Genomic DNA, 24,792 nt, shown 5'->3' with positions numbered 1-24,792 from the left:
TTCGAAGGCATACATTCATGCAATGGTGCTCTGCCACAAGCCAAAAGCACCATCATTGTTTTAGTCCACACCATGGAGAAGCCATGAAGATCGTTCGTTGTCTGGCAATCACTGCCTTTTACATCGCCTTCAACCTGCATGCCCAGAGTTCCGCAACAGCGCCCGCTTCGCCCCCGCCTGTGTCCGGTTCGACCATGGAGCAGACCATCGCCTTTATGAATCAAGCCTTGGTTACACGCGGAGAGATATCGCTCAAACCGCATGAACGCATCATCTCGCAATCCGTCACATTGGAGAATGCCTGCTCCCTAGTCGATCGCAGCGAGGTTGTTCATCAGTATCCGACTGACGAATCGTCGTGGCCTGACTCAAGCAAAGCCTGAATGAACGGGACGGGAATCTATATCACTGCGCTCCGACTCGACCAGAGCAATCCGTTGTCGGTAGGAACCAAGGACGGCGGCACCACCGTGTTCGTGACGGGACCTGTAGACTTTCGTGATCCTCCAGTTTCCGGGACACCCGCCGAGTTGCCCAAGAAAGTCAGCAGCGACGTGCCGGATGCACGCGTTCGTTCCGTATCCAAGAAGGAGGTCCTAATAGTTGCGGGCGGCAGAGTTCTGCGCGTGCCGCTGGATAAGAAAACGAATATCCGCGGAGAACTTTCCCCCGGCGATGTCGTTTACCTCCAAGCGACGCCTGGCTATGGGAGCGACTTCGGGAACATCACAAGAGCCGATGACAATACGCCACGTCGGTATGACTTGGCATCGTTTCGCGATAAGGATACCGCCGAGCGTGTCGCCAAAGCTTTGATTCATGCCATCGTTCTATGCCACAAGCCAAACGCCCCTTCTCCGTTTTAAGTTAGTTAGCCTCAAGCTTCTTCAGCGCATCAGCGATATCGGTTTGCGACACGATGGCGTAGCGTTCAAATACGCTACGAGTGCGCCATCCGCCGATCTTCATGATGACGCCTTCCGCGATCCCGGCGCGGCGAAGATTACGAGCGGCAGTACGGCGCAGATCGTGGAAGAGAAGCCCCGGCACTCCGGCTGACTTGCAGGCGTTGGCCCACGTCTCACGGAAGTCTCTCACAGCTTTTCCATCAGGGCGCGTCAGCACGGCTGATTCTGCCGACTTTCCGGCGACAGATTGAGTCAGTAGCGCATGGATATTCGCGGTCATCGTGACCTCGCGTCCGTCCTTGTTTTTGGTGGTGCCAGGTTCCAATTCACTGCGCCAGACAACGAACTCAAGATCGCTAACCGTGAACTCGCAACCGTTGAACGAATCAGTGATGGGCGGATGAGTCTGCGTATGGACGATGGCCGCTCGGTTGAGATTGATCCGATGCGGAATCCGCATCTCGATCATGGCTATGCTGTGACCAGTCACTCCAGTCAGGGGCAAACCGCTGAGCGAGTATTGGTTCATGTGGACACCGAACTAGGCGCGAAAGATTTGCTAAACAATCGCATGGCCTATGTCTCGATCTCGCGCGGAGCGCATGATGCGCAGATTTTCACCAATGACCGCGAGAAGTTGCCGATTGCACTTGGACACGATGTATCGCAGCAGAGTGCTCATGCACCGAAGGTTGGCATGGAAAAGGGTGTCATGCCGCAACAAGATATGGGTGAGAAGATAAAGCCGCAGTCCGTACAGGAACACGATATTTCCTATGGCTTTTCTATCGGTCGATAACGCATTGCTTTGAGCTGCATGCAGAGTTTTGCGGAGGAAGTTTCCTCCGCGCTTCAACCGCTTTCGCGTTTTTCGCTTCCGCCTCTGCGGGACTTTCCTTCCCGCAACGCCCTCCCTATAAATCTTGTGCGCTGATGCGCACGTATGCGGAAACCAGACTTTGCTCGGGGGCGCTGCCCCCGCGCTCTTCAAGGCCATTCGCCCTTCGGGTTTTGGCTCCCCCACGCTAAAGCGCGGTCCCCCCAAAAAGCTCCGCTCGAAGACCTTTCCGTTTGCTACCCCCCGCCTTCGCCAGGAGGCGTTCGGCATGTACATGCCGCGTGTCTACGCGGACGTGCAAAAGCCAAACCCAAAGGAGCAAACACCATGAACTCCATCGCCACTATCGACAGCAAGAAGCCCAGCACCAAGCAGGAACTCATCGCCGCCAATATCAAACTACTGATTGAGCAGTTGGAGGCCGGACACTCTGAAGCCCTTACCAACTACCTCACCGCCATGAGCCGTTTCCAAACCTATTCGTTCGGCAACGTCCTCGAAATAGCGCGACAAATGCCTTCAGCGACCAGAGTAGCGGGATTCTGGACTTGGAAGAACTTAGGCCGCAGTGTGAAGGCCGGACAGAAGGGCATCCGCATTCTCGCCCCGATTGTTGGCTTTCGCCGCAAGAAAGACGAGGAAGCGAAGAAGGACATCACCAAGCAGAATGAGCGGGTGTTGCTTGGCTTTCGTAATGCCTATGTCTTCGATATTTCGCAGACCGAAGGCGTAGACCTTCCGGCCATGCGCGAAGTCTCTGGCGACCCTGGCGAAGATCTGGAACGGCTGGCCGCGTTTGTGCGTAGCCGTGGCATCCAGCTTACCTACAGCGACGACCTGCACGGCGCGTTAGGCGCAAGCTATGGCGGACGCATCGCCATTCTCAATGGTCAATCGAAGGCGGAAACTTTCGCCACGCTGGTCCATGAAACGGCACATGAACTGTTACACCGCGCCGAACGCCGCACCGCCACCACCAAGACGGTACGCGAGATGGAGGCCGAGGCCGTGGCCTTTGTCGTCGGCAAAGCGGTTGGGCTGGTGACTTCCACCGCAAGCGCGGATTACATCGTCTTGTATCACGGCAACGCTTCGCTGTTGGCCGAATCGCTGGAAGTCATTCAACAGACCGCCAGTGTCATCCTTGCCGCACTGGAACCGCCCATATCGGAGGACGTAATTAGCGAGGAACTGGAGGAGGTTGCGGCATGAGGGTTATGCCCGCAGACATGTGAAAATCAGACGGTACGAAAACAGGACAGACGGGACTTATACGATCCCGTCTGCCATTTTGAGAGGCGCGGGAGACACCCTGCGGGTTTCTCCCGGCCCCTCTTCCGCCCCTTCCATGTTCAGGCTAAGCTGCACATGCCATGTAGAATTGCGGTAAACACCGAGCGATCTTCAAGTCCAGCACTTTGTGGTCTAATAGAAGCATTGGCGGGTTGGCGGAACTGGCAGACGCAGGGGTCTCAAAAACCCCCGAGAGCAATCTCGTATCGGTTCGATTCCGATACCCGCCACCAATACAATCCCCTCAAAACTTATTCCAACGTTCACGGCGATGATTCTTTCGACCGGTCGGACCTCTTCATGTAAAAAGAGCGAAATTTACACATTTTCTTACACACTATTGAATTGATGTTCTTCAAGTAGCTGAAAATAAATATGTTATGAGCATCCTGGAAGGACTCAAAATCCGCCGAGGGCAACCTCGTGGGGGTTCGACCCCCCCTCCCGGCACCAATAAAATGAATGGTTTAGCAAATCAACGCATCTTTCGGATGCGTTTTTCTGTGCCCAAACTGTGCCCAAAGTCACGAATTGCGCTGTATGCGGAGCCAAACGAGCCAGGCACTCACCGATTGACGGCGATCCCTCTAAACGGTTGAAGCGCCCACATTGTCAGCGGCTTGAAATGCCCGGGAGGGCAAGCATTAACCTGATGAATTCACTTTGTCGCCGAGCGCCACTCTTTGCTAATACGCGCTTCACGTGGAAGCGGGTCGTTTCTAACGTGAAGCGCATCCGTCCGGCAATGTCGCGCAGTTCTAAACCTGCCAGCAGCATGTCCGCAATACGGCATTCAGTCGGTGTCAAACCATAAAGTGCCCGGAGCGTCTCCGCGCGGGAAGGTGCCAATTGCGCAGGATCGCTCAGAAAAAGGAGCGCTGCGAGAGTTTTGGAGCGCCCCGGCAGTGAACCGCGAAACGCACTCACCATGACCCGCAGCGCCGACTTACCCTCGCGACGCACCAGCATTGCGCCGCCCGGACCGCCCGTCAGCACTCCGGTGAGCAACTCTTGGAGGGCTCTGCTCTCCTCTGCGAACGTACAGCACAGCAGTCCCCCTACGATCCGAAGACCTGTCCCCGCCTCGAGCATCGCAACCGCTGGCCTGTTGGACACTATCACCCGCGCGGAGGCATTGAGCCCGATGACTGCGTGTCCGTACGCCTCCAGCGCGTTCTCCAGGCCCAACGTCCGCGTCTGCATTGTTTCCATCTGGCGATATAACGTTAGAGCGCGGCGCAAATGAGGCATCAGCGTACGGAGAACAGTTCCTTCGCTGTCATCGAATCCACCCGTCGATCTTGCGCGCTGCATGCTGAAATAGGCCGGTGACTGATTGTCCAGAGGAATTTTGAGGCCGATGCTGTAGTGCATGTCCAGAGGCTTGAAGAAGTCGTTGTAAATTCGGATTTTTCAAACTCCGCATCGGGAACCGCCCAATGGCTATAGCGCACGGTTCCGGACGGAAACATCTGGTCGCACGGCTCGGCCAGCACGTTCACCGACGCGTAGTAGCTGGTGAAGAGATGGGGAACATCTTGGTTTGTCTTCGAGCCGGAAAGAGCGTTGGGAATAGGCGAACCCGGAATATCCGTAAACAAGAGGTTCTGATCGCTATGAATTGCTTCGCCGATCTGATCCAGTACGGTCCGCCAGTGCGAGGGTTGCTGTACGGCTGCATAGATCGTATCGATGAGTTCGAGCATCGGCTTGGTGCCGCCAAACGCCTGCTCTGGATTCTCGAATATTGGTCCTCTGCACAACGGTGGTCTGGATGTGCCGAGAATACCAACGGACGACTTGTGCCGCAACGAAATTAAAATATCTCCCATTTGGAGGGCGCGGGCTGGTAGCGCCAGTTCGCAGGCGTATGGGGGGTGACTCTTGACCCCGGAGAAGCCACCAATACCTACGCCGCTCACGACAAGATCCTCGCTGCCGGAGGCGTGTCGATTTACACCTGCCCCGTTAATGACATCCCCAGACAGGCCGACGGAACGGTGCCCTATAACGGAGTCAACAACCACTTCCGCTGCAGCCAGAAGTGAATAGACCGCAGCCAGGAACGGAAGCTCCTCTTACACTGATTCTGACCAAATTGCCTTAGGAGCCCAAGGCAATCCAGGCGCCGACTACAGAGGCAGTATTGCCGACGGCAGTTCTGCCGCTTCCGCAGATCGCGGCGGCAGTGCCCGTCTTCGTTCCGGATCCGGCACTCCCTCTAAATCCCAGAGGTTGCACTTCCGAAAGCCATGCAGCCAGAGCCGCGCAAGTCAGCCCTTCAAAAAAAGGAGGGAACTGCTCGCGAATGTAAGCCTATGGAGTAGATTACTCAATCAATAGACCTCACAGTAACGCATCAACTTCGGCGGTTTGCCCAGATGTCACAGCCACCGTGAAATCCTTGTCTCCTACGGATACGACGACGCTTCCTGTGGGAAGATCTGCCACAAAAAAACGGCCGTGACGGTCAGTGAAAGTTCGACAAACGACTACATTGTCATGAAAAATCGTGACAGCCTCGGATTTTAGCTCTATACCTTGTTTTGTTACTTTCCCCTGTAGCGCTAGCTTAGCCATTCCCGCTTCCACATCTGTTCCGGCAAGCCTGGAAAGGTTAGGAGCGGCCGCTGCATGCATTGCATTGTGGGCTTCGATTGGCGCAGCCGGGTCAGGACGGCGAAGTGATCCAGATGCTCGGCCAACATTGCCTGCAGGTGTAGAGCGGCAGAAACCGGCGCGTGGCGCATCGCCCCTAGACACAGGACGTAGCCGTGGACAAGCTCATTCGCGCTGATGGCTTCGTAGCCTTGTTCATGCATCGCTTGCCAGTCGGTGTCTTCGATCAAAATCCGGCGAAGATCAGCCACGAATTTCTCGAGAGGATGGTTTGCGGGCAGGAGCGCTTCAACCTCCGACAGGTAGCCGAGGATTTCGTCGCGGGTCCAGAAGGAAGCGTTCCGATCCGGACCTGATCTGCATCGGCGGTCGATACGTGCATGACGATCTGCTCCCGGTTCACGATCTCCTCACCATATTTATCGACGAGCTCTTGATGTGTCGACGGTCTATGGAACCCGGTCGCGACGAGGATTTTTATATTGGCATTGGGCTGCGCTTCACGAATGCGCCGTAACAGAATCGGTGTGATGATCTTTGAAGGAACAGGACGCGTATGGTCGGAACTGATGATAACGATGTTCTTCTTGCCCTTTGCCAGTGTTTCCAGTTGAGGGGAGCCAATGGGGCTATCAAGAGATGCTTCGATCAACTCTTCTTGCGAGCCTGCGGGCTTATAGCCCTCCACCTTCGACTCCAGAATCCCAACCAGATTGCGGTCGTCGATCTCAACATCGATAGTCTTCCTGTCGTAGGGTAATGCGAACTTCATGCTTCCTCCTCATTCCGCGAAGTGCTTACGAGATATGCTTGCCGGCCATACAAAGCTGTTCCGCTAAGACCTCGGGTGCTTATTCGAAGATTGCCGAAAAGTTCGCAGCTTAATGCACGCTTCGCTCATTTACCTGCTCGAATAAACGGTGATTGTCCCGATAGTCCACATGAACTCCGATAAGCACGGGACCTGGAACTTCAAAAGCCTGCTTCAACACAGAGGTGATCTGATCGGGAGTGTGAATCATGAGCCCCTTAGCACCGAACGCCTCGGCGTATTTGACAGGATCAAGAGGGCCGAAGTCAGTGCCTGATGGTCTGCCATATTTCTGCTCTTCCTGGACGGCAACCATGTTGTAGGTGCCATCGATCCATATCATGTGGACGAGGTTTGATTGGAGTCGTACGGCAGTCTCCAGTTCCATCCCGGAAAAGAGGAATCCGCCGTCTCCGGAGATCGAGAGGACCTTCTCGGCAGGGCGAACGAGTGTGGCTGCAATAGCCCACGGAAGCGCGACTCCTAGTGTCTGCTGTCCGTTGCTGATGAGAATCTGTCTCGCACGAAAGCTATAGAGGTGTCGTGCCATCCAGAGGTGAAAAGAACCCATATCCAGACACAGTGTGGTGTCAGGTGTGAGCATGTCTTGTAGTTCAGAAACAAGCCTGAGCGGATGGAGCGGCATTCCATTCATCTCAGTCGAGGATTGTGCCAGTTCATAGCGGTCTTCAGCGATCTTTTCCAACAATCTTTGAATAGACGGGTCTGGATTGGTATGCGAGATGAGTGGGCTCAACAGTTGGATCGTTCCGGCGATATCTCCTATGAGCTCGACCGTCGGGCTGTAGGAGTTGTCTATATCTGCGGGTAGCGCGTCCAGATGCACGATTGTGCGCTTGTTACCTTTATTCCAGATGGAAGGCCAGTATTCGACGGGGTCATATCCGATCGTAATCACCAGATCTCCGGCAGCGAGAATCTCATCTGCTGGTTGATTGTTGATCTGGCCGACTCGTCCGCCGAAGTTGCTGAAGAGATTCGCTGATACCGCTCCTGCGGCCTGAAAAGTTCCAATAACCGGTAGCTTTCCGCTCTCCAGCAATTCACAGACTGCAGCTGCGTTCTCTGGCTTGCTCGCCAGCAGACCGAGCAATACCACCGGCCTCTTTGCGTTGTTGATGAGCCGTGCAGCTTCTTTTACTGCTTCGAAGTCTGCGGGGCCTGGAGCGGAGTGTGTCGGCAGGGTTAGGAGGTCGCACTTCGCAGGTGCCACCATGATGTCCATCGGCAAGCTCACAAAGGCTGCCCCTGGCCGGTCGGACTCAGCGCTTCGAAACGCGGCCGCCATTACCTCCGAGACCGATTCCGATGAGTCTACTTCGGCGCTGTACTTGGTCACAGCTCGCATAAGATTTACCGAGTCCATCGACTGATGAATCTTCTTGAGTCGGTCGGCGAGAGGTACCGCGCCACCAAGCGCGATCACCGGGTCACCTTCGGTATTTGCCGTGGCCAGTCCGGTGACTAGATTGGAGACACCAGGACCAGAGGTTGCGATTGCCACACCGGCTTTGCCGGTCATTCTTCCAATGCCTCCCGCGATGAAGGCGGCGTTCTGTTCGTGACGGCAGACGACAGTTTGAATGGAAGAGTCGACCAGGGTGTTAAAGACCTTGTCGATCTTGGCCCCCGGCACCCCGAAGACCCATTTCACGTCCTGCTGCTCGAGCGTCCTGACGACAATATCCGCGCCGGTAAGCTGATCGTTTGGCTTCTGTTCACTGGACATTAGAGATTTTCCTTTTTGTGAGCTTGTTCCGCGTAGGCAAGTTCTTTCGCAGTATCTTTTGTCAGGTCGGCTCGCAGAAACTCTTCTGACTCTGGAAGAGAGAGGTGGAAGTCGTTGAGCCTCTCTACTCGTATCCTCAGGTCCATTCCATTGCACTGAAGCAGATGTCCTCCCTTGGTTCGGTCCTTAGAGAGAAAATGGAAGTGATACCCGGCGACGTTGAGCGCGCTCGAGAACTGCGGGGACCACAGTCCGACGAGGGTTCCGTCGATGTCCCTGAAATCAAATTCCGGCTGAATAGCGGCAGCCTTTGCCAGAGGAAGTCCGTCCAGCGTGGCTTTCATGGCGCGAGTGTGAACGTGCTCGAAGTGGCCATCAATGCGGAAGGCATAGAAGAGATTTTCGGAGTCCCGATACTGGTCACAGAACTTTGTGAGTTCCTCGAAGGTCGAAGCGTTCTCGATGGTTTGGTCCTGGTCGGCAAGAAAATGCACAACCACGGCAAAGGGTGTTCCTGTGTCATCGACAATCTTGTTAACCGTGCCATCGCTGCGCACCTGATAGATGCTTCCATCCAACACAACCATCTCTCCGTCGAGATTGTCGAAGGTGCCGAGCCCAAAATCGCCGTAGTTGAGCAGAAAGGAGCTGGAGACGGCCCGTTCGTAGATGCCTTGAACAAGCGCTCCTGATGTGGAGACCTGAAACAGCGTATGCACGGGTATCCCCAGAGCCCGGGAAAGGGCTGATGTAACAATCCGAGCGATCGATTCGCCGGTCGTCTTAGAGCGTTCTTTCAGAGCGATTTCGAGCTGCTGTGATATTTCACAACCGAGCATGGGCATTGGCAGTTCTCCGGGGATAAGCCTAAACAGGTGTGGTGTCTGCAAGGACAGCTTTGCGATGTGCCTTGAATATTCGATAAAGAAGGAACAGCGAGGGAAACAGAATAGCTCCTCCAAAGGCACACGCAATCTCAATCTCTATAAGGACGTTGGAAGGTGCTGAACTGTTGAAGATAGTCAAGCCTGGCCTAGCGAGGTATGGATACTGCGCTGCGCCCCATCCGATGATGATCAGGCCGACCTGGGCCGCGGCTGCGATTCTGGCACGAAGATAGCGTCTCGACCAAAGTGCCTGAAATGCGACGAATGCGGCGATTGCAGCGCAAGATTCGACTAACAAGACATAGGGAGCGCCCGAAAGACCATCCCGTATCTCCCGCGCGTTGTCACCTGCGACAACGTATGTCGCAAATGCTGCCATAAGAGAGATAAAGCCAGAGAAGAGAGCCCGGCTTCTGAAATCATCCTGAAGTGCAGGGTCATCGGTTTCTACGGTTAGATAACACGCCGACAGGTAGGCGAACAGCGAGAGCGAGAGAACGCCGACAATTACCGGGAATGGATGAAACCACGTTCTGAGAAAACCATTTTCGCTGATGCCATCTCTTACGACAACCGTGTCACTTGAGATAGCCCCGATCACGATTCCAAGAAAGAGCGGCGTCATACTGCTCGATATCGAAAAGACCTTACCCCAGTAGAGCTGCGTCCGGATGCTTCCAGCGAAATAGGTACGGAAGACATAGGCTGAGCCTCGCAGGACGACGCCCAGCAGGATAAGAAAGACTGGGACGCCAAGGGCTATGCTGATTGCACCGAACGCGGGCGCGAAGCCTGCAAACATGAGAACAACTACCAGAATGAGCCACACATGGTTTGTCTCCCACACCGGTTCAATCGCTTGCGCAATCAACTGGCGCTGTTTCTCCCGGCGAGGTCCGGAACACATAAGGTCCCAGAAGCCCGCGCCATAGTCAGCCCCGGCGAGCAGAGAGTAGATCACGAGCGCGCCGAGCATGATGCCTGCCAGAATCATTGCGGGATTCATACCAGCACCCCGGGGCCGTCAAGTTGCTTTTTCTCGGCTGGTGCGATCACATGCTTGCTCAACAACCAGACGACAATGATTCCAAGAACAAGATAGACGAAGGTCATCACCAGAAACGTAATTGTGATGTTCGGCATGGTAGTCACTGCATCTCTTGTGCGCATCAGATGGTAGACAATCCAGGGCTGACGGCCCAACTCAGTCACCATCCACCCGGCCTCCAGGGCGACGAACCCAAGCGGACTAACCAGGACGGCTGCCTTAAGGAACAACTTCTGTTTGCTCAAAGGGCCACGTTTCCAGGAGAGCCAGGCCGCGATGAGGGCGAAGAGCGATAACAGGCTTCCGCAGCCCACCATGATCTGAAAACAGATATGCACCATTCGCACATTCGGCCAGTCCTTCGAAGGTTCCTGATCGAGTCCCTTGATCAGGGCGTTCGGAGTGTGGAAGGCTAGCAGGCTCAGACCGTGCGGTATTTTGATGGCGTACTTCGTTACCCGCTCGTCTGGAAAAGGAAGACCGCCGATGCTTAGCGGAGCCCCCACTTCTGTTTTGAACTGTCCCTCGAGGCTCGCCAGCTTCATTGGCTGCTTCACTGCAACCATACGGGCAAGAGCATCGCCACTTACACCCTGAATCAAAACAGCTGCTCCACCGACACACAGTGCAATTCCTATGGCGACTTCATCGAAGCGATTTCTGCCTCGACGCAACAGAAGCCAGCTATGGATTCCAGCCGTCGCGAATCCCGCGGCAGTGTAGGAGGCAAGTACCATGTGTACTGCCTCCGGAATGCCTGCCGGGTTTAGCATTGCGGCGAAGGGGTGGATGTTCTGGAACTTGCCATCGAGGATGTCAAAGCCAGTCGGCGTGTTCATCCACCCGTTGACAAGCGTAACGAAGATGGCGGACAGCAATCCACTCAAAGACACGATGATGCCCGAGAAGAGATGGAACCAGCCGGGTACACGGTTCCACCCATATAAATAAATGCCGAGGAAGATGGCTTCCGTGAAAAACGCGAATCCTTCCAGAGAGAATGGCATTCCGATCACAGCTCCGGCATATTGCATGAACCTCGGCCAGAGCAAACCAAGCTCGAATGACAAAACGGTCCCTGAGATCGCGCCGACGGCGAAGAGGATGGTTGTCCCCTTCGCCCAGCGTTTCGCAAGCAGGAGATAGGTCGGATCGCCTGTCGATCTCCACCGCCATTCGGCGATGGTCATCATCAATGGCAGCGAGACGCCAATCACCGCGAAGACGATGTGGAAGGCGAGGGACATCCCCATCTGAGAGCGAGCTGCAAGAAAGTTATCCATTTGCGACGCCTCTCCCTTACGCGATGGATGGTGCGTCTTGTGCCTGGGGCCGTGTCAGTTCCTCAAGCAGGAAGATCACCGATTGATAGTCCTTCCCAGTCGCCAGATTCATGCCCAGTTCGCACGTTCGGTTGCTGCACAGGTACTTGTCAAACTCCTGATCTCCAATCTCGTTCACCTCTTCCGAAGTAGCGGACTGAGTCAACTCTGGATGCAGAAAGCCCCGGTCACCAGCGAAGGCGCAGCAGGTAGCGTAGATCGGCGTTACGGCCTTCTTTGCCAAAGCCTCGCCGAGCAGCTGCATCTTCTCGACCAATCCAAGGTGATGAATGGCACAGACTGGATGAATCACAGCAGACTCGATCTGACGTTCTACCTTGAGCTTCGGCAAGAGGTAGTCATACGCCCATCCCACGGAGTCAATCAGTTTCAACTGCTTGTGTCGTTCCGAATTCTGCAGCGTCAGATAACCGAGAATCTCGGTCGTGATTCCGAATGTGCAGGAACTGGCATCGCAGACGACCGGAATCTTTCCGCCGTCGCTCCACTCCCACATCTTCTCGACGATCTTGTTGGCCATGTATTTATTGCCATCGGCGTAGCCCTTGGAGTGCCAGACCGTTGCGCAACAGGTTCCAGATAGGTCGTCAGGGATCCAGAGTGGCATTCCTGCTCGAGCCGACACCGCGACCATCGCATCGGCGATGCCTGGCCCCTTCGATTCCTCGGAGTTTCCAAACATCCGGTTGACACATGCGTGGAAATAGACTGCGGCTGCGGCCTCACGCGATGTATCTGGAACCTTGGGAGTGGCAGCCGGCGGAATCACGGGAAGCCATCCCGGCACCAGGTCCTTGCTCACAACCGAGCGAACTACCTTTAGAGCGCTTTCGGCTACGAGAGATCCACCATACATGCTGGTAGCAATATGATTCAGCGTGAGAGCCGCTCGCGCTCCTATCTCGGCAGCGCCCCAATTCTCCGCAATCTTCTCGGCGACGTGCTCTTGGGTGGTATTGTGTTCCTCATGACGGAATCGCTTCATCAGCATCCCGGTGTTGATGCCTACGGGGCAGGCGAGAGCGCAACTGCCATCGCCGGCGCAGGTCTCAATCGCGTCGTACTCGTACTGCTTTAGGAGTGCCTCGGTAACGATAGAACCAGTCGGTTGGCGCAGCATCTCGCGTCTTATAACAATGCGCTGCCGCGGCGTTGTGGTGATGTGACGGCTCGGACACACGGATTCGCAGTAGCCGCATTCAATGCAGCGGTCGACCTCCTGCTCGACCGTGGGCACCGTGTGCAGATGACGAAGATGCGCTTTCGTATCCCTGGTCAGCATTACGTCCGGAGCCAGCATGAGATTTGGATCGGCAAGACGCTTCAGCCGCCACATCATGTCGGTGAGCTTCAAGCCCCACTCGTGCTCAACGAAGGGAGCGATGTTACGGCCTGTTCCGTGCTCGGCCTTTAGTGAGCCGTCGTACTTGTCAACGACAAGCTTCACTACATCCTGCAGAAACCCGTCGAACCGCTCGACATCCGTTTCCGTATTCAATGAGGGGGTAATCAGAAAGTGGAGATTCCCTGCAGAGGCGTGGCCAAAGACCACTCCATCATAACCATGCTTAGGGAAAAGCTTTTGCAAATCGAGCGCACCATCCGCAAGCTTGTCCGGAGGAAAGCAAACGTCTTCGAGGATCAACGATGTACCGCTGGGGCGAGCCCCACCAATAGATGGTAGTAGTCCGCTGCGGATGGTCCAGTACTGCGCCGCAAGATGTGGGTCTTGGGTAAACTCCGCCTTTTCAAGCAACTGAAGTCCTTCGAGTACTGACTGAGCCGCAGCGCCTGCCTCTTTGAGCTTCTCGGGAGTTGGTTCGCGAAACTCTACCAGCAGCGCGGTTGCTTCACTTGGTAACGTCTTCCAGCGGTCAGGTACGCCAGGCTTACCCTCTACAGCGTGTAAACATCCACGATCGGAGAGTTCTGCGGCAGCCGCACCATGAGCAACAAAGGGAGCTACGGCAGCACATGCAGAGTGCATGTCGGGGAAGACGAGGAAAGCTGTCAGTCGGTACTTATCGTCAGGCACCGTCTCGAAGACCCCTTCTGAGATGAAGGCCAATGTGCCTTCCGAGCCCACGAGCAGCTTGCGGAAGATTCCAAGCGGTGTCGATTCATCAAGGAAGGCCCCCATATGGTAGCCCGTCGTGTTCTTGATGCTGTACTTCTTCTTGAGCCGTTCAACGAGCTTCGTGTCTTTGTAGATCTCTTCTCTGATCTCCATCAGCCCAGCGGCTAGATCTGGTTCCGCAACACTGAACTGATTTTCAGCGTCTGGATCCGCAGTATTAATATGTGTGCCCGAGGGAAGCAGAAACGACACCGATTCGAGTGTCTTGTAAGAATTCTCGACGGTTCCGCAGCACATTCCGCTGGCGTTATTTGCAATTACGCCTCCCACGGTCGCCACGCCAGAACTGGCTGGATCGGGTCCTAGTCGGTAGCCGTAGGGATGTAATGCAAGGTTTGCTCGGAACATGACCGTTCCTGGCCGCACTCTAAGGCGCTTGCCGCCGTCCTCGACCGTCATTCCGGCCCAATGCTTTCGACCATCGATCAGAATGCCGTCGCCTTGCGACTGGCCACTGAGGCTCGAACCTGCAGAGCGGATGGTTACTGGAAGCTTTTTTTTCTGCGCGTAAGCGAAGATCCTGGCGATCTCTTCGACGGTTCGCGGCGTTACCACCACCTTTGGGAACATCCGGTAGGGACTCGCATCCGTCGCGTACTTGACGAGATCGATGACTCGCGAATGCACCTGTGCGTCGCCCAGAATCTCAACGAGGTCATCACGCAGCCACAAAGGAGTGCCCAGCGCCAGTTCTTCCGGAGCACGGTCGTGAGTTGGAGCATGGTCGGCTGGAGTAATTCGCGCGGCATCTGGTTCTAACAGCGTTAGCATTGTGTCCTCCATGGCTGGTGTTTCGACAGAGATTTGGGGACTGATGATTCCCAAGTGTAGAAAGGAGAGATCGGATCGGTAAGGCAGTTTGTAACTACAAAGCGACAAAGGGATAAGTTGGCAACTCGCCACTGTAGGTATCGACGCGCGGCTCCGGCAGATCTTCTAAAGCTGATCGCCTTGACGGCGCCCAATAAGCAGTTTGAAATCTGGAGTTGCATTTGCTCGCTCAGACACGTTTCTTCACCTGTCAGGGTTTCTGGGACTTTGCCGCTGGAGGAGGAGAATCGATGAAAAAGGACTATAACCATGCTCGAGTTGTAATCGTACGCACGGTGCCTGGAACTGCATATCACATGTTTCTACTAGACCTACAAAGTACTGAACAGGAACCAATAAATGAAGTCTTCTCCTGATGTCTATCGTTACGGGTTGGTAATTGCGGCTTGTCTGTTCGCGATTCTCGCGGGGCGAATTTCAGGCGCTGAGGCGACCTGCCTCCTCCTCGGGATCATGGTCGGTTCTCTGTACGGAGGACGATATCCGAGCCTCTTGGGAGTCGGAATTTCCGTGCTTGCACTTGACTTTTTTTTCCTCACGCCGCGACAACACTTCTCGATCGCACCATCTGCCTATCCGCGACTTATTACGTTCACGATCGCTGCGTTTATTATTCGTTATCTCATCCAATCGAGGGAAAACCAGATCAGGAAGAATACGAAAGAGCTTCGAGAACTCATTGACTTCATTCCTCATCACGTTCTTCTGCTTGACCCCAATGGACACCTTCTCGAAGCGAACCAGATGGTTCTCGATTACACGGGACGCACTCTGGATCAGATGAAAAATATTGAGACGGGCGAGCGTATTCGTCGAGATATTCACCCAGACGACATTAAAACGGCAAACGGTAAACGGAAGCGCAGTCTATCGGAGGGGCTTCCTTTCGAGATCGAAAGACGCGCTCTTGGCAAAGATGAGGAGTATCGCTGGTTTCTGTTCCGATATAAGCCACTAGTAGACGATAGTGGTGCAATCTCCCGCTGGATCTGCACCGCGACCGATATTGAGAACATGAAGAGAGAAGACGAGCGGCTTCGTCTGGTCGTGGATACGACACCGGCATTCATCCATAGTGCACGACAGGATGGATCGGTAGACTACCTCAATCAGCGCTGGCTGGATTACCTCGGGCTCTCTTTGGAGAGTGCGCTGGACCGACGCTTTGAGGATTCAACGAAGAACATCGATCCAAAAACGTGGGCATGGAATTTAGTCTCTACCATTCATCCCGAAGACCTCCTTCTATACTCTGATCAATGGAATTCAATTATCAGATTCTGTAGGTCCGGCGAGTTTGAGGCGCGAATACGACGCTTTGATGGACAGTATCGCCGATTCCTGTTTCAGGTTGCTCCTCTCTGTGACAAGAGTGGCAGCGTCATCAAGTGGTACGTATCAGGCACGGATATCGAGGATCGCAAACGAGCAGAGGAAGAATTACGAAAAAGAGAAATTGACATAGCTAGTCAACTGCGACTGGTGATTGATACGACGCCTGGTCTGGGCTGGACCGCGGGGCCGGATGGCTCAGCCGACTTTCTCAACCGACAATGGTTAGAGTACTCGGGGTTGACCATTGAGGAGGCGCTTGGCTGGGGCTTTCTGGTCACGATTCATCCGGACGATTTTTCCCGCACTATGGAGGACTGGCAGAGGGCTCTGAAGACTGGCGACTTTTTTGAGTCAGAATGCCGCATTCGTCGTCACGACGGCGAGTATCGCAGGTTTCTTTTCCGTGGAAGCCCAGTGCAGGATAGTGAAGGCAACATCGTCAAATGGATCGGAATCAATACTGACATTGAAGACCACAGACGCGCGGAAGATGCCCTGCGTGCAAGCGAAGAAAGTCTTCGACTGATCGTTGACAGCATTCCCGGGCTTATACACGCGATGGGGCCTTCAGGTGAAATTGAAATTGTCAGTCGACAAGTGATGGATTTCTTCGGTAAGCGTTTTGAAGAGTTCGGTGACTGGCCTGCGCTTTTACATCCGGATGAATACGACAGCGTGTTGGCAATATGGCGACGTTCGCTTGAGACTCATGAGCCAGTTGATATCGAACATCGCGTATTACGACCCGATGGTACATATACTTGGGTACATTCTCGAGGCAACGCGCTGACAGACTCCAAAAACCGCATTGTTCGTTGGTATTATCTGATCACCGTAATCGAGGAGCGTAAGAAAGCGGAAGAGAAGCTGAGACGCAGCGAAGCATACCTACTCGAAGCCCAACGGTTAAGCCAGACCGGGAGTTTCGGATGCAGGCTCTCCACAGGAGAGATGATTTGGTCAGACGAGACCTTTCGGATCTTCGAATACGATTTTGACATCAATCCCACTGTCGAACATATTTTCCGTCGGGTGCATCCGGAGGACAAAGCTCTGGTCCAGGTATACATTGATCGCGCAATGAGTAAAGCGGAGGACTGCGACTTCGAATGTCGTCTTCTATTACCAGATGAATCAGTAAAGCATCTCCACCTGGTAGCACATGCTATAGAAGACGAAGCAGGCTCCGCGGAATTTCTCGGAGCCGTGATCGATATTACCGAGAGAAAGCGAGTACATGAAGCACTACGTCGGAGCGAAAGTTACCTGCTGGAAGGGCAGAGGCTCACACATACTGGCAGTTTCGGTTGGAGTGTTCCCGGAAAGGATCCCACCTATCTTTCCGAGGAGTGTCTGCGCATCTTCGGCTTCGATCCTGATAGAGGTTTGCCTACCTGGGAAGATAGGCTTCAACGGGTTCACGCTGAGGATCAGGCCAAATGGCAGAAGGAGATAGAACGAGCCATACAGGAGAAGTCAGGCTATGAAGTGGACTATCGAATACTTCTTCCATGCGGAACACTAAAGCACATCCATGTAGTCGGCCATCCTGTGTTGAACGAATCCGGGGATCTGGTCGAATTCATAGGTACTGCAATGGACATCACTGAACGCTGGATGGCTGAGGAAGCACTTCGAGAGAATGAGCATCATCTTCGGCAGATTATCGAAGCGATTCCAGCCTTGATCTGGTGCGCGCTACCCGGAGAAGGTAAGGTCATCTATGCAAATCAGCGCTTTTGCAACTATGCGGGTAGAACTCTCGACGAACTCCTTGAGTGTAAATGGAGTTCCCTGATTCATCCAGACGACACGGAAACGACGAGTAGGTCATGGCGACATGCCCTTAAAACCGGAGAGCCACATGAAATCACACATCGCCTTCGTCGAGGCGACGGAGAATATCGATGGTTTCAAACGCTGGCCGAGCCGTTGCGAGATAGAGACAATCGAATTACGCGATGGTACGGTCTGAACATCGAAATAGATGAGAGTAAAAAGATGGCAGAAGCATTGCGCTTCACTCAGGCAAAGCTGACACGTGCAACGCAAATCGCGACTGTGGCCGAGTTGTCGGCTTCGATCGCCCACGAAATCAATCAGCCTCTTGCAGCGGTCGTGGCGAATGCCGACGCTTGTGAGATGTGGTTATCGACTGACTCGCCAAATCTTGAACGTGCGAGGCTGGCCATCCAAAGAATTATCCGGGATGGAAATGCGTCTGCTGCGGTTATTCAACGAATCCGCGCTCTTTTTAAAGCAGAGACTGCAAATAAGGTAGCGCTGGACATGAATGAAGTGATTCAGGAAGTGCTCCATTTAGTGTCGAACGAACTTCAGAGAAAGCGTATCAGCGTTCAGGTGGAACTAAGTCCGGAGCTGCCAGTAACGCTTGCCGATCGCGTGCAGATGCAACAGTTGATGATCAATCTTGTGAATAATGGGATTGAAGCTATGGACGCGATGACCAACCGCTCAAAGCAACTGCTTCTACGTTCTGAAAGTGACGACTCATCGATATTGATTGAAGTTTGCGATCATGGAAGTGGACTCGTAGACCTGGAGAGAGTCTTTGAACCATTTTTTACAACGAAGGACAAGGGGATGGGGATTGGTCTGTCCATATGTCGTTCAATCGTCGAAGCACATGAGGGCAATATCTGGATCACACGAAACAAGGATCAGGGAACAACGTTCAGCTTCAGACTCCCTGTCTTTGCAGAGGAACTTGAATGAACTCAAAAGATCATATGGTATTTGTTGTTGATGACGATCCCCGCGTTGGTGAGGCGTTATCCGAGCTGCTCTCGTCGTTGGATTTCTGTGTGGCGGTGTTCAGTTCTGCCAGGGAATATATCGAATTTCCCAAACCTGATGTGCCTGCCTGCCTGGTTCTCGACGTGCGATTGCCTGATGTCAACGGTCTGGATCTCCAGGGACAATTAGCCGACCGGTGCCATCCACCGATCATCTTTATCACCGGACACGGCGATATTCCATCAACGGTACGGGCTATGAAAGCAGGAGCTGTGGACTTTCTTCCGAAACCATTCGGACGAAAGCAACTGTTGCGCGCAATCGAGGAAGCATTAGTCCGCGATACTAAATCGCGCCTGGACAGGACTCAGGTAGATCAGCTGAAGGAACGTTTTTCTCGTCTGACTCCCCGCGAGCGAGACGTGCTGCCTTTGGTGGTGGCTGGTTTTCTCAACAAGCAAGCAGCGTCACAACTGGGAATAAGTGAAACCACATTCCAGATTCATCGTGGCCAGATCATGCGGAAAATGGCTGCGACGTCGCTGGCGCAGTTGGTAAGGATGGCCGTAAGGCTGGAGATTGCCATTCCTTCTTCTGAATCGACACCCCTGTAAAGTTGCTATAGACATCAATTTCAAACTTCATACTATTGAATAACCCTGTGAAGCCAGTCAAATGACTAATGATCTTAAACGAACCATAGCCGTCGTGGATGATGACTATCGGATTCTCGAATCGTTGGAAAGTTTGTTGGAATCAGCCGGCCATTCGGTTCTGCTGTTTTCGTCAGGGGAGGCATTTCTCAAATCTGGCGTGCTTGCGGATCTCGACTGCCTGATCTCGGATGTCAGCATGCCGGGAATTGATGGCTTTGGCTTATTGAGAATAACCCGACTTGATCGCCCTGATCTGCCTGTCATCTTCATCACCGGTCGTGAAGAACTAGTAAATTCCCAGCCTCAGACGGACGCGCTGCCGCGTCATTTTTTCAAAAAGCCCTTTGACGGTAAAAAGTTGTTGTCGGCTGTTTCTGTTGTTCTATCGGGAATCCGTTAGAGGATCCTGGATCACGTCGAAAAAACAGTGTAAGTGTGGTGCGAGCGACGGTTGCCCATTTGGGGGAACTCTACTCGGGCCTTCGCCGATTCTGGATCGCACGGAGTGAACAGCTTCTAGTAGAAATACGTGATAGTCGATACCTGTATGCTATCCCTACAATGAAAATTCTGGGTCGGGACCTGGCTATGGATATGCCCGATGGAGGATGTTCTGAGTCATGACAAAACGTGCGGTCATTGTCCCAATCGTTGTCCTCGGTATAGCTGTGGGACTTTTTTTCATCGTTCGAGACCATTGGACAAGTAACGAATCTGGAGCGGGAGTCCAAAGGACCGATGATGCTTATGTGCGCGCAGATCAAACACCTCTGAGTACACGCATCAGCGGTACGGTACGACGCGTTACGGTAGGCGATTACCAAGCCGTCAAGGCCGGGCAACTGCTGATCGAACTCGATGATGCGGATTATCAGGCGATGCTCAAAGAGGCGGAAGCTGCACTCGAGGGCACGAAGGCTGAATATGCCGGAAATCAGGATGCAAAACGAGCCGCAGACGCGAGCATAAACGCTGCCGAGTCAGGCATAGAACAGGCGCAGGCTGCGGTAGCTGCGGCACAAGCAGGAATTAGCGCGACACAGGCCAATGTCAGTCAGGCCGAATCCGAATTCACGCGTCAGCAGGCACTGTTGAGCAACAGAGCAGCCACAAAACAGCAGTTCGAGACGGCAGAAGCTGCAAAACTAAGCGTGGTGGCTGGCATGCAGGCACATCAGGCTGATCTGGCGAAGGCTGAGGCCGCCGTAGCCGGTGCCCAGGCTGCGCTGGCCGGGGCGAAGCAGCAGCGATTGGTATTGAACTCCAAAGACGCAGGTCTGCTTGCTCAGATTGATGCGAAAAAAGCCGCGATCATCGTAGCCCAGGTCAACCTGAGCTACACCAAAATCTTCGCTCCCGCCGACGGTTCGGTTGGAGAGTTTCGCGTCCATCCAGGACAGCTTGTCGGGGCCGGTGTTCAGGTGGTCAATCTGGTGCAAAGCGGAATCTGGATTCAGGCGAATTACAGAGAGACTCAGCTCGGACGCGTGCGCCAGGGCGATAGCGCCGATGTTCGTATCGATGCTCTTCCATCCTCATCTTTCCATGGACACGTTCTGGAGATAGCTCCAGCAAGTGGTTCGCAGTTTGCTCTGCTGCCGCCTGACAATGCGACGGGCAACTACACCAAAGTTGTGCAGCGTATTCCGGTCAAAATCGTGCTTGACCAGGCCTCTGAAATCGCGCCATTACGGCCGGGCTTCTCCGCGGAAGTTGCGATCCACCCATCCAGCAACTCCACTGTGAGGTAAATCCTTTCCATGCCAGAGGCTCCACAAGAGAACGCGCCCAGGCAAACCTACCATCCTGCACTCGGGATCGCAGGAGTATTGCTTGGCGCTGCGCTCGCAACCTTTCTGGGCCGGTTGCTCAGCGTCGGCATCGCCGACCTGCGCGGTGCACTGCATCTTGATTTCGATGGGGCCTCATGGATAGGAACGTCTTACAACATGGGGCTGATGTTCGTTGGACCATTCTCCGTCTATCTGGGCGGCCTGCTCGGTCCTCGTCGAGTGCTGTTGGCCTGCGCGGGAGGGTTTTCGATATTTTGTCTTGTCATGCCCTTCGCCGCACACTTCTCCATGCTCATCACTCTTTTGGTGCTGAGCGGACTGACGGCGGGCACGTTCTATCCACTCAGCCTGTCTTTCATCCTTCGCAACATACCGCAACGCTATGTGCTTTATGGAATCTCCGTATATGCGATAGACATTGTTGTCACGACGCACATCGCCCATTCGTATGAAGGCTGGCTCCTTCACGCACTTTCATGGCGCTGGATCTTCTGGACAGATGCAGTACTGGCTCCCCTGATGATGCTCTTCGTCTACCTCGGCATCCCTCCTCAGCCTCTGCCTCAACCCAAACCCGGTCAGCCCAGACCGTCCTGGCGTGGGTTCCTCTATGCCAGCGTCGGAGCGGCAATGCTTTATGGCGCCCTCGATCAGGGACAGCGGCTGGATTGGTGGCACTCCGGCACCTTCGTCGCATTGGTAGTCAGTGGTATGTTTCTCGTCATATGTTCGGCAGTTCGGCATTTTATGCTGCCCAATCCACTCATCAACTTTCCTTTTCTCCGGCGTAGCACTCCCATACTGCTTGCATTCGTTCTTATCTTCTTCCGATTTCTTCTGCTTTCCGCCGTAGTGGTTGTCCCGAGTTATCTGACAAGCGTTCAGGGCTACAGCAACGTAGAAGTCGGTCCGGTCCTGTTGTGGCTTGCCATTCCACAGGTCCTCGCCGGTCTGCTCGCTGTTTATCTGCTGGGCCGAGTCGACAATCGCATTATCCTCGCGGCAGGTTTCGGCCTGATGGGATTGGGATGTCTGATGAATGCCAACCTCTCGTCCGATTGGTCGGGAACGAACTTCATGGCTAGTCAACTGGTCCTCTCGTTGGGAGAAGGCATCGCATTCAATGGGCTGGTAGGTTCGATTGTTTTGGACATCCTGAATTCAGGAGCGATGGGCCGAGGCATTGATCTGCTGACGTTCTCTGGCTTCTTCCAGACGATTCGTCTCTTTGGCGGTGAAATAGGTGCGACCTTCATGGGGCACTTCCTTCAAACCCGCGAGATGTACCACTCGAACATATTGGGCCTCAACGTCCAGTCGGGTTCGCTCGCTGCGAACGAGCGCATCGCTGCTCTCACGGCTGGGATGCAGGCTCAGGCCACCACTTCGGATGTTGCTATGGGCCGCGCATCGACCCTGCTTGCTCTGACCGTCCGAAAGCAGGCGTTCACTTTAGCGGTCACGGACTGTTTCCTTCTCCTCGGTTGCGCGTCCATCGCCTGTCTGATTGTGATCGCTTCGATGGAACCGGCAAAGACTCAATACAAACAAATGATGGCTGCCTTAAAGGCTCAGAGGACATAGTGCTATGAGGAAAGCATACAAACAGATAAAAGTGGAACACAGGATCTCCGGCAGTCCGCCACGCAGATATCTGCTCCTCGCCCTATTGATCGCTTCCTTCTTAGCCGTTAATTACGCAGCCGCGCAGGCAGACAGCCAGGCATCGATAGACAGCGGACGACCCACGCGATCGCTTACTCTTTCCAGAGCGGTTGAGCTGGCTATGCAAAACAATCGTCGCCTCAAACTTGCCCGCCTCTCTGTGGAAGACAATGAAGCAAAGCGGGCGATCGCGCGGGCAAACTACTATCCCCACATCAAAAACGAGTCAACGGTTCTGCACGTCACCGAACTTGAAGGCATAGACATTCCCGCTGGTGCCTTCGGAAACTCCGCTGCGACCGGACTCATCCCGGGTCGCTCTCTGCGGATCGGTCAGGGATCAGTGAATACATACACCAGCGGCACAGGGTTGGTCCAACCCCTCACCCAGATGTTTAAGATTCACGCCGGTGACAGGGCCGCGACGGCAGACGTCCTAAGCGCACAGATCGATGAAACCGACGCGGAAAATTCGATCTCCCTGCTTGTCCACCAGATGTACTTCAATATCCTCACGGCGCAGGCGCACCTGGAGGCCACAAAACGGGCTGCATCGGCGGCATCCGTAAACGAATCCGAAAATACTCGGGCTGTGGCAGAAGGGAGATCTCTGAACGTCGCTGCCTTACAGGCGCACGCCGCCTATCTGGATCAGCAACAATCCGTGCTCACGCAAGAACTCGCAATCGACGATGCGACCCTTCAGTTTGACGATGTCCTCGGACTGCCACTCGGCACTCGTCTGATTCTCGACGGTGATTCTCTGGGAGCAGCACCGACCCTTCCATCTCGTCATGAGGCGATCGCGGCCGTGACAGCAAACAATCCCAAAGTGCTAGCGGCCAGACAAACAGTAGAGAAGGCGAAGGCCGGAGTGACCGCTGCGCGCGATGCATATATTCCGGACATCAGCGGACTCGCACGATATAGCTACCAAAGCGGGATTCCGTTTCTCGTACACAACTTCGGCACATTCGGCGGCGCGTTCACCTACGACCTCTTCGACGGCGGCACTCGAGAGGCAAAGCTCAGACAAGCCAGGATCGAGCTTCAGATGGCAGAGACTCAATTGCAGCAGACCGAAGCAAACGTTGCGATCGAGATATCTGCTGCCTATGACAAGACCGAACAGTTACAGCAGCTTATAGCGGTTGTGAACGAGGCCCTCAAGGCACGAGTCGAAGCAGCCCGGGTAAGCTCTCAACGTGTGGAGCAAAACGCTGATCTCGCATCGAGCGCAGCAAAGGCGGACGCCGCCGTTTACGACACAAAAGCATCTCTTCTGGAAACTCAGCTCGGCCTGTTTCTTGCGCAAAATAACATTCAACAGATGCTGGGGCAACGTCCCTGATGGAGCCAGTCGCTGCTGGCCTTTGAAATGCAACCATGGAACGGCTAGAGCGATGCTCATTCAATACGCGACGAGCAGAAAGCTAAGGTTGAAATAGTCTTAACCGAGCTTGGAGCTTCAACCAAGACCGTCATTCAAGTCTTGAGCAAGGTCGCTCTTATCTCGCTCCAGAAACTCGACCACCTCTCCAGCGATCGCTGCTCCCCAAAAAAGATCTGCCGAGGGCCACCACCACGCTGAACATCCTGCAGTGACGTGGCGGCCCATCAGGATGACGGCAGTGGTGAATGTGGTCGCATGGAAGTCTTCGAGCGGAGCACCGTTTTTCACGTTTCCGTTCCGGGCGGCATTCATCTTTCTTACGACGATCCAGATAGTACTCATCTTCTCCGCACTGCGTCTTCCAGTACGCATCGAGTACGGCCGCGATGTGAAACAGGATGCAGGGCAGGAGGTTATCGAAGCCGTGTCGGATTAGGATTCCCGGCTGATTTCAGAATCCCGAGGCGATCTTCCGGAGCGCCATCGTAAAATCTGCGGTTGCGCGTTCTTTTGCTTGTCATTCAGAAGCGAAGAATCTGCTTTTGCCTTTGCCGTCGTTTTGTCTTTTCTGTTGCTTCTGGGGTGCGTACGGAGTTTGATTGGGACGTACGCCGGCCCTAGTCCCGAGGTATGCTTTCCTCTTCCAGACTCGACCTCTTTGGAGGGTCACCCTATAATTTTAGGAAATGAAGTAAATTACACTTCCTGATAGAAAGTATCCCTCGACG

At 54.2% G+C, this 24,792-nt stretch carries 23 protein-coding genes and 1 tRNA gene; 12 read left to right on the top strand and 12 right to left on the bottom strand.

What is annotated here, in order from left to right:
- Positions 1 to 83 precede the first annotated feature (83 nt).
- Both FTO74_RS10750 and FTO74_RS10745 read left to right on the top strand, forming a co-directional pair.
- The gene (locus tag FTO74_RS10750; protein WP_162538150.1) at positions 84 to 383 is read left to right on the top strand and encodes a hypothetical protein; all 300 of its coding nucleotides are present in this window, start codon (positions 84 to 86) and stop codon (positions 381 to 383) included.
- On the top strand, positions 384 to 866 hold the full coding sequence (locus tag FTO74_RS10745) for a hypothetical protein (RefSeq protein ID WP_162538149.1): 483 nt from the start codon (positions 384 to 386) through the stop codon (positions 864 to 866).
- Position 867: 1 nt separating this feature from the next.
- On the opposite strand, the gene FTO74_RS10740 is transcribed toward FTO74_RS10745, so the two are convergent.
- Positions 868 to 1,377: a tyrosine-type recombinase/integrase gene (locus tag FTO74_RS10740; protein ID WP_220398999.1), complete on the bottom strand. Its 510-nt coding sequence runs from the start codon at positions 1,375 to 1,377 to the stop codon at positions 868 to 870.
- A 9-nt stretch (positions 1,378 to 1,386) separates the two neighbouring features.
- Here FTO74_RS10740 and FTO74_RS19380 point away from each other — a divergent pair, with 9 nt between their 5' ends.
- The 3 genes from FTO74_RS19380 to FTO74_RS10725 all read left to right on the top strand — a co-directional run bounded on the left by FTO74_RS19380 (position 1,387) and on the right by FTO74_RS10725 (position 3,272).
- A complete protein-coding gene (locus tag FTO74_RS19380; protein WP_174242199.1) occupies positions 1,387 to 1,707 on the top strand; it encodes a hypothetical protein in 321 nt (106 codons plus the stop codon).
- 366 nt (positions 1,708 to 2,073) lie between these two features.
- Positions 2,074 to 2,958 (top strand): ArdC family protein, encoded by an 885-nt coding sequence (locus tag FTO74_RS10730; protein WP_162538146.1) that lies wholly within the window; start codon positions 2,074 to 2,076, stop codon positions 2,956 to 2,958.
- 227 nt (positions 2,959 to 3,185) lie between these two features.
- A tRNA-Leu gene (locus tag FTO74_RS10725) sits at positions 3,186 to 3,272 on the top strand.
- A gap of 379 nt (positions 3,273 to 3,651) precedes the next feature.
- On the opposite strand, the gene FTO74_RS19765 is transcribed toward FTO74_RS10725, so the two are convergent.
- Together FTO74_RS19765 and FTO74_RS19760 are read right to left on the bottom strand one after the other, a co-directional pair.
- Positions 3,652 to 3,969 carry a LuxR C-terminal-related transcriptional regulator gene (locus tag FTO74_RS19765; RefSeq protein WP_255462636.1) on the bottom strand — a complete coding sequence of 106 codons (318 nt, stop codon included), beginning with the start codon at positions 3,967 to 3,969 and terminating at the stop codon, positions 3,652 to 3,654.
- A gap of 320 nt (positions 3,970 to 4,289) precedes the next feature.
- Positions 4,290 to 4,871 carry a hypothetical protein gene (locus tag FTO74_RS19760; RefSeq protein ID WP_255462193.1) on the bottom strand — a complete coding sequence of 194 codons (582 nt, stop codon included), beginning with the start codon at positions 4,869 to 4,871 and terminating at the stop codon, positions 4,290 to 4,292.
- 45 nt (positions 4,872 to 4,916) lie between these two features.
- Between FTO74_RS19760 and FTO74_RS10715 the strand changes: the two genes are divergently transcribed.
- Positions 4,917 to 5,087, top strand: a complete 171-nt coding sequence (locus FTO74_RS10715; protein WP_162538144.1) for a hypothetical protein — start codon at positions 4,917 to 4,919, stop codon at positions 5,085 to 5,087.
- 298 nt (positions 5,088 to 5,385) lie between these two features.
- Here FTO74_RS10715 and FTO74_RS10710 read toward each other — a convergent pair whose 3' ends face one another.
- From FTO74_RS10710 to FTO74_RS10675, 8 genes are all read right to left on the bottom strand, one after another.
- The gene (locus FTO74_RS10710) at positions 5,386 to 5,619 is read right to left on the bottom strand and encodes a hypothetical protein (RefSeq protein ID WP_162538143.1); all 234 of its coding nucleotides are present in this window, start codon (positions 5,617 to 5,619) and stop codon (positions 5,386 to 5,388) included.
- Complete coding sequence (locus FTO74_RS10705) at positions 5,607 to 5,909, bottom strand: hypothetical protein (protein ID WP_162538142.1); 303 nt, start codon at positions 5,907 to 5,909, stop codon at positions 5,607 to 5,609. Before FTO74_RS10705 ends, FTO74_RS10710 begins: the two co-directional genes overlap by 13 nt.
- Positions 5,885 to 6,430, bottom strand: coding sequence for a lactate racemase domain-containing protein (locus FTO74_RS10700; RefSeq protein WP_162538141.1), 546 nt, complete (start codon positions 6,428 to 6,430; stop codon positions 5,885 to 5,887). Before FTO74_RS10700 ends, FTO74_RS10705 begins: the two co-directional genes overlap by 25 nt.
- Positions 6,431 to 6,539: 109 nt before the next feature.
- Entirely contained in the window at positions 6,540 to 8,219 is a 1,680-nt protein-coding gene (gene alsS, locus FTO74_RS10695; RefSeq protein WP_162538140.1) for an acetolactate synthase AlsS, read from the bottom strand.
- The gene (gene budA / locus FTO74_RS10690) at positions 8,219 to 9,064 is read right to left on the bottom strand and encodes an acetolactate decarboxylase (RefSeq protein ID WP_162538139.1); all 846 of its coding nucleotides are present in this window, start codon (positions 9,062 to 9,064) and stop codon (positions 8,219 to 8,221) included. Before budA ends, alsS begins: the two co-directional genes overlap by 1 nt.
- A 22-nt stretch (positions 9,065 to 9,086) precedes the next feature.
- Complete coding sequence (locus tag FTO74_RS10685; protein WP_162538138.1) at positions 9,087 to 10,112, bottom strand: cytochrome d ubiquinol oxidase subunit II; 1,026 nt, start codon at positions 10,110 to 10,112, stop codon at positions 9,087 to 9,089.
- The gene (locus tag FTO74_RS10680) at positions 10,109 to 11,437 is read right to left on the bottom strand and encodes a cytochrome ubiquinol oxidase subunit I (protein WP_162538137.1); all 1,329 of its coding nucleotides are present in this window, start codon (positions 11,435 to 11,437) and stop codon (positions 10,109 to 10,111) included. Before FTO74_RS10680 ends, FTO74_RS10685 begins: the two co-directional genes overlap by 4 nt.
- Positions 11,438 to 11,453: 16 nt before the next feature.
- Positions 11,454 to 14,405 carry an FAD-binding and (Fe-S)-binding domain-containing protein gene (locus tag FTO74_RS10675; protein ID WP_162538136.1) on the bottom strand — a complete coding sequence of 984 codons (2,952 nt, stop codon included), beginning with the start codon at positions 14,403 to 14,405 and terminating at the stop codon, positions 11,454 to 11,456.
- A 399-nt stretch (positions 14,406 to 14,804) separates the two neighbouring features.
- Between FTO74_RS10675 and FTO74_RS10670 the strand changes: the two genes are divergently transcribed.
- From FTO74_RS10670 to FTO74_RS10645, 6 genes are all read left to right on the top strand, one after another.
- Positions 14,805 to 18,536: a PAS domain-containing protein gene (locus FTO74_RS10670; protein WP_162538135.1), complete on the top strand. Its 3,732-nt coding sequence runs from the start codon at positions 14,805 to 14,807 to the stop codon at positions 18,534 to 18,536.
- On the top strand, positions 18,533 to 19,171 hold the full coding sequence (locus FTO74_RS10665) for a response regulator (RefSeq protein ID WP_162538134.1): 639 nt from the start codon (positions 18,533 to 18,535) through the stop codon (positions 19,169 to 19,171). Before FTO74_RS10670 ends, FTO74_RS10665 begins: the two co-directional genes overlap by 4 nt.
- Before the next feature lie 61 nt (positions 19,172 to 19,232).
- Positions 19,233 to 19,613, top strand: a complete 381-nt coding sequence (locus FTO74_RS10660; RefSeq protein ID WP_162538133.1) for a response regulator — start codon at positions 19,233 to 19,235, stop codon at positions 19,611 to 19,613.
- 220 nt (positions 19,614 to 19,833) lie between these two features.
- On the top strand, positions 19,834 to 20,964 hold the full coding sequence (locus FTO74_RS10655; protein WP_162538132.1) for an HlyD family secretion protein: 1,131 nt from the start codon (positions 19,834 to 19,836) through the stop codon (positions 20,962 to 20,964).
- 78 nt (positions 20,965 to 21,042) lie between these two features.
- On the top strand, positions 21,043 to 22,590 hold the full coding sequence (locus FTO74_RS10650; protein WP_255462191.1) for an MFS transporter: 1,548 nt from the start codon (positions 21,043 to 21,045) through the stop codon (positions 22,588 to 22,590).
- 4 nt (positions 22,591 to 22,594) lie between these two features.
- A complete protein-coding gene (locus FTO74_RS10645) occupies positions 22,595 to 24,022 on the top strand; it encodes a TolC family protein (RefSeq protein WP_162538130.1) in 1,428 nt (475 codons plus the stop codon).
- A gap of 117 nt (positions 24,023 to 24,139) precedes the next feature.
- Here FTO74_RS10645 and FTO74_RS10640 read toward each other — a convergent pair whose 3' ends face one another.
- Positions 24,140 to 24,406, bottom strand: a complete 267-nt coding sequence (locus FTO74_RS10640; protein WP_162538129.1) for a hypothetical protein — start codon at positions 24,404 to 24,406, stop codon at positions 24,140 to 24,142.
- Positions 24,407 to 24,792 lie beyond the last annotated feature (386 nt).

Origin of the sequence: Granulicella sp. WH15 (assembly GCF_009914315.1) — a bacterium.
In the GTDB taxonomy this organism is placed as follows: Bacteria; Acidobacteriota; Terriglobia; order Terriglobales; family Acidobacteriaceae; genus Edaphobacter.
This window is presented reverse-complemented; position numbering and strand designations above follow the sequence as displayed.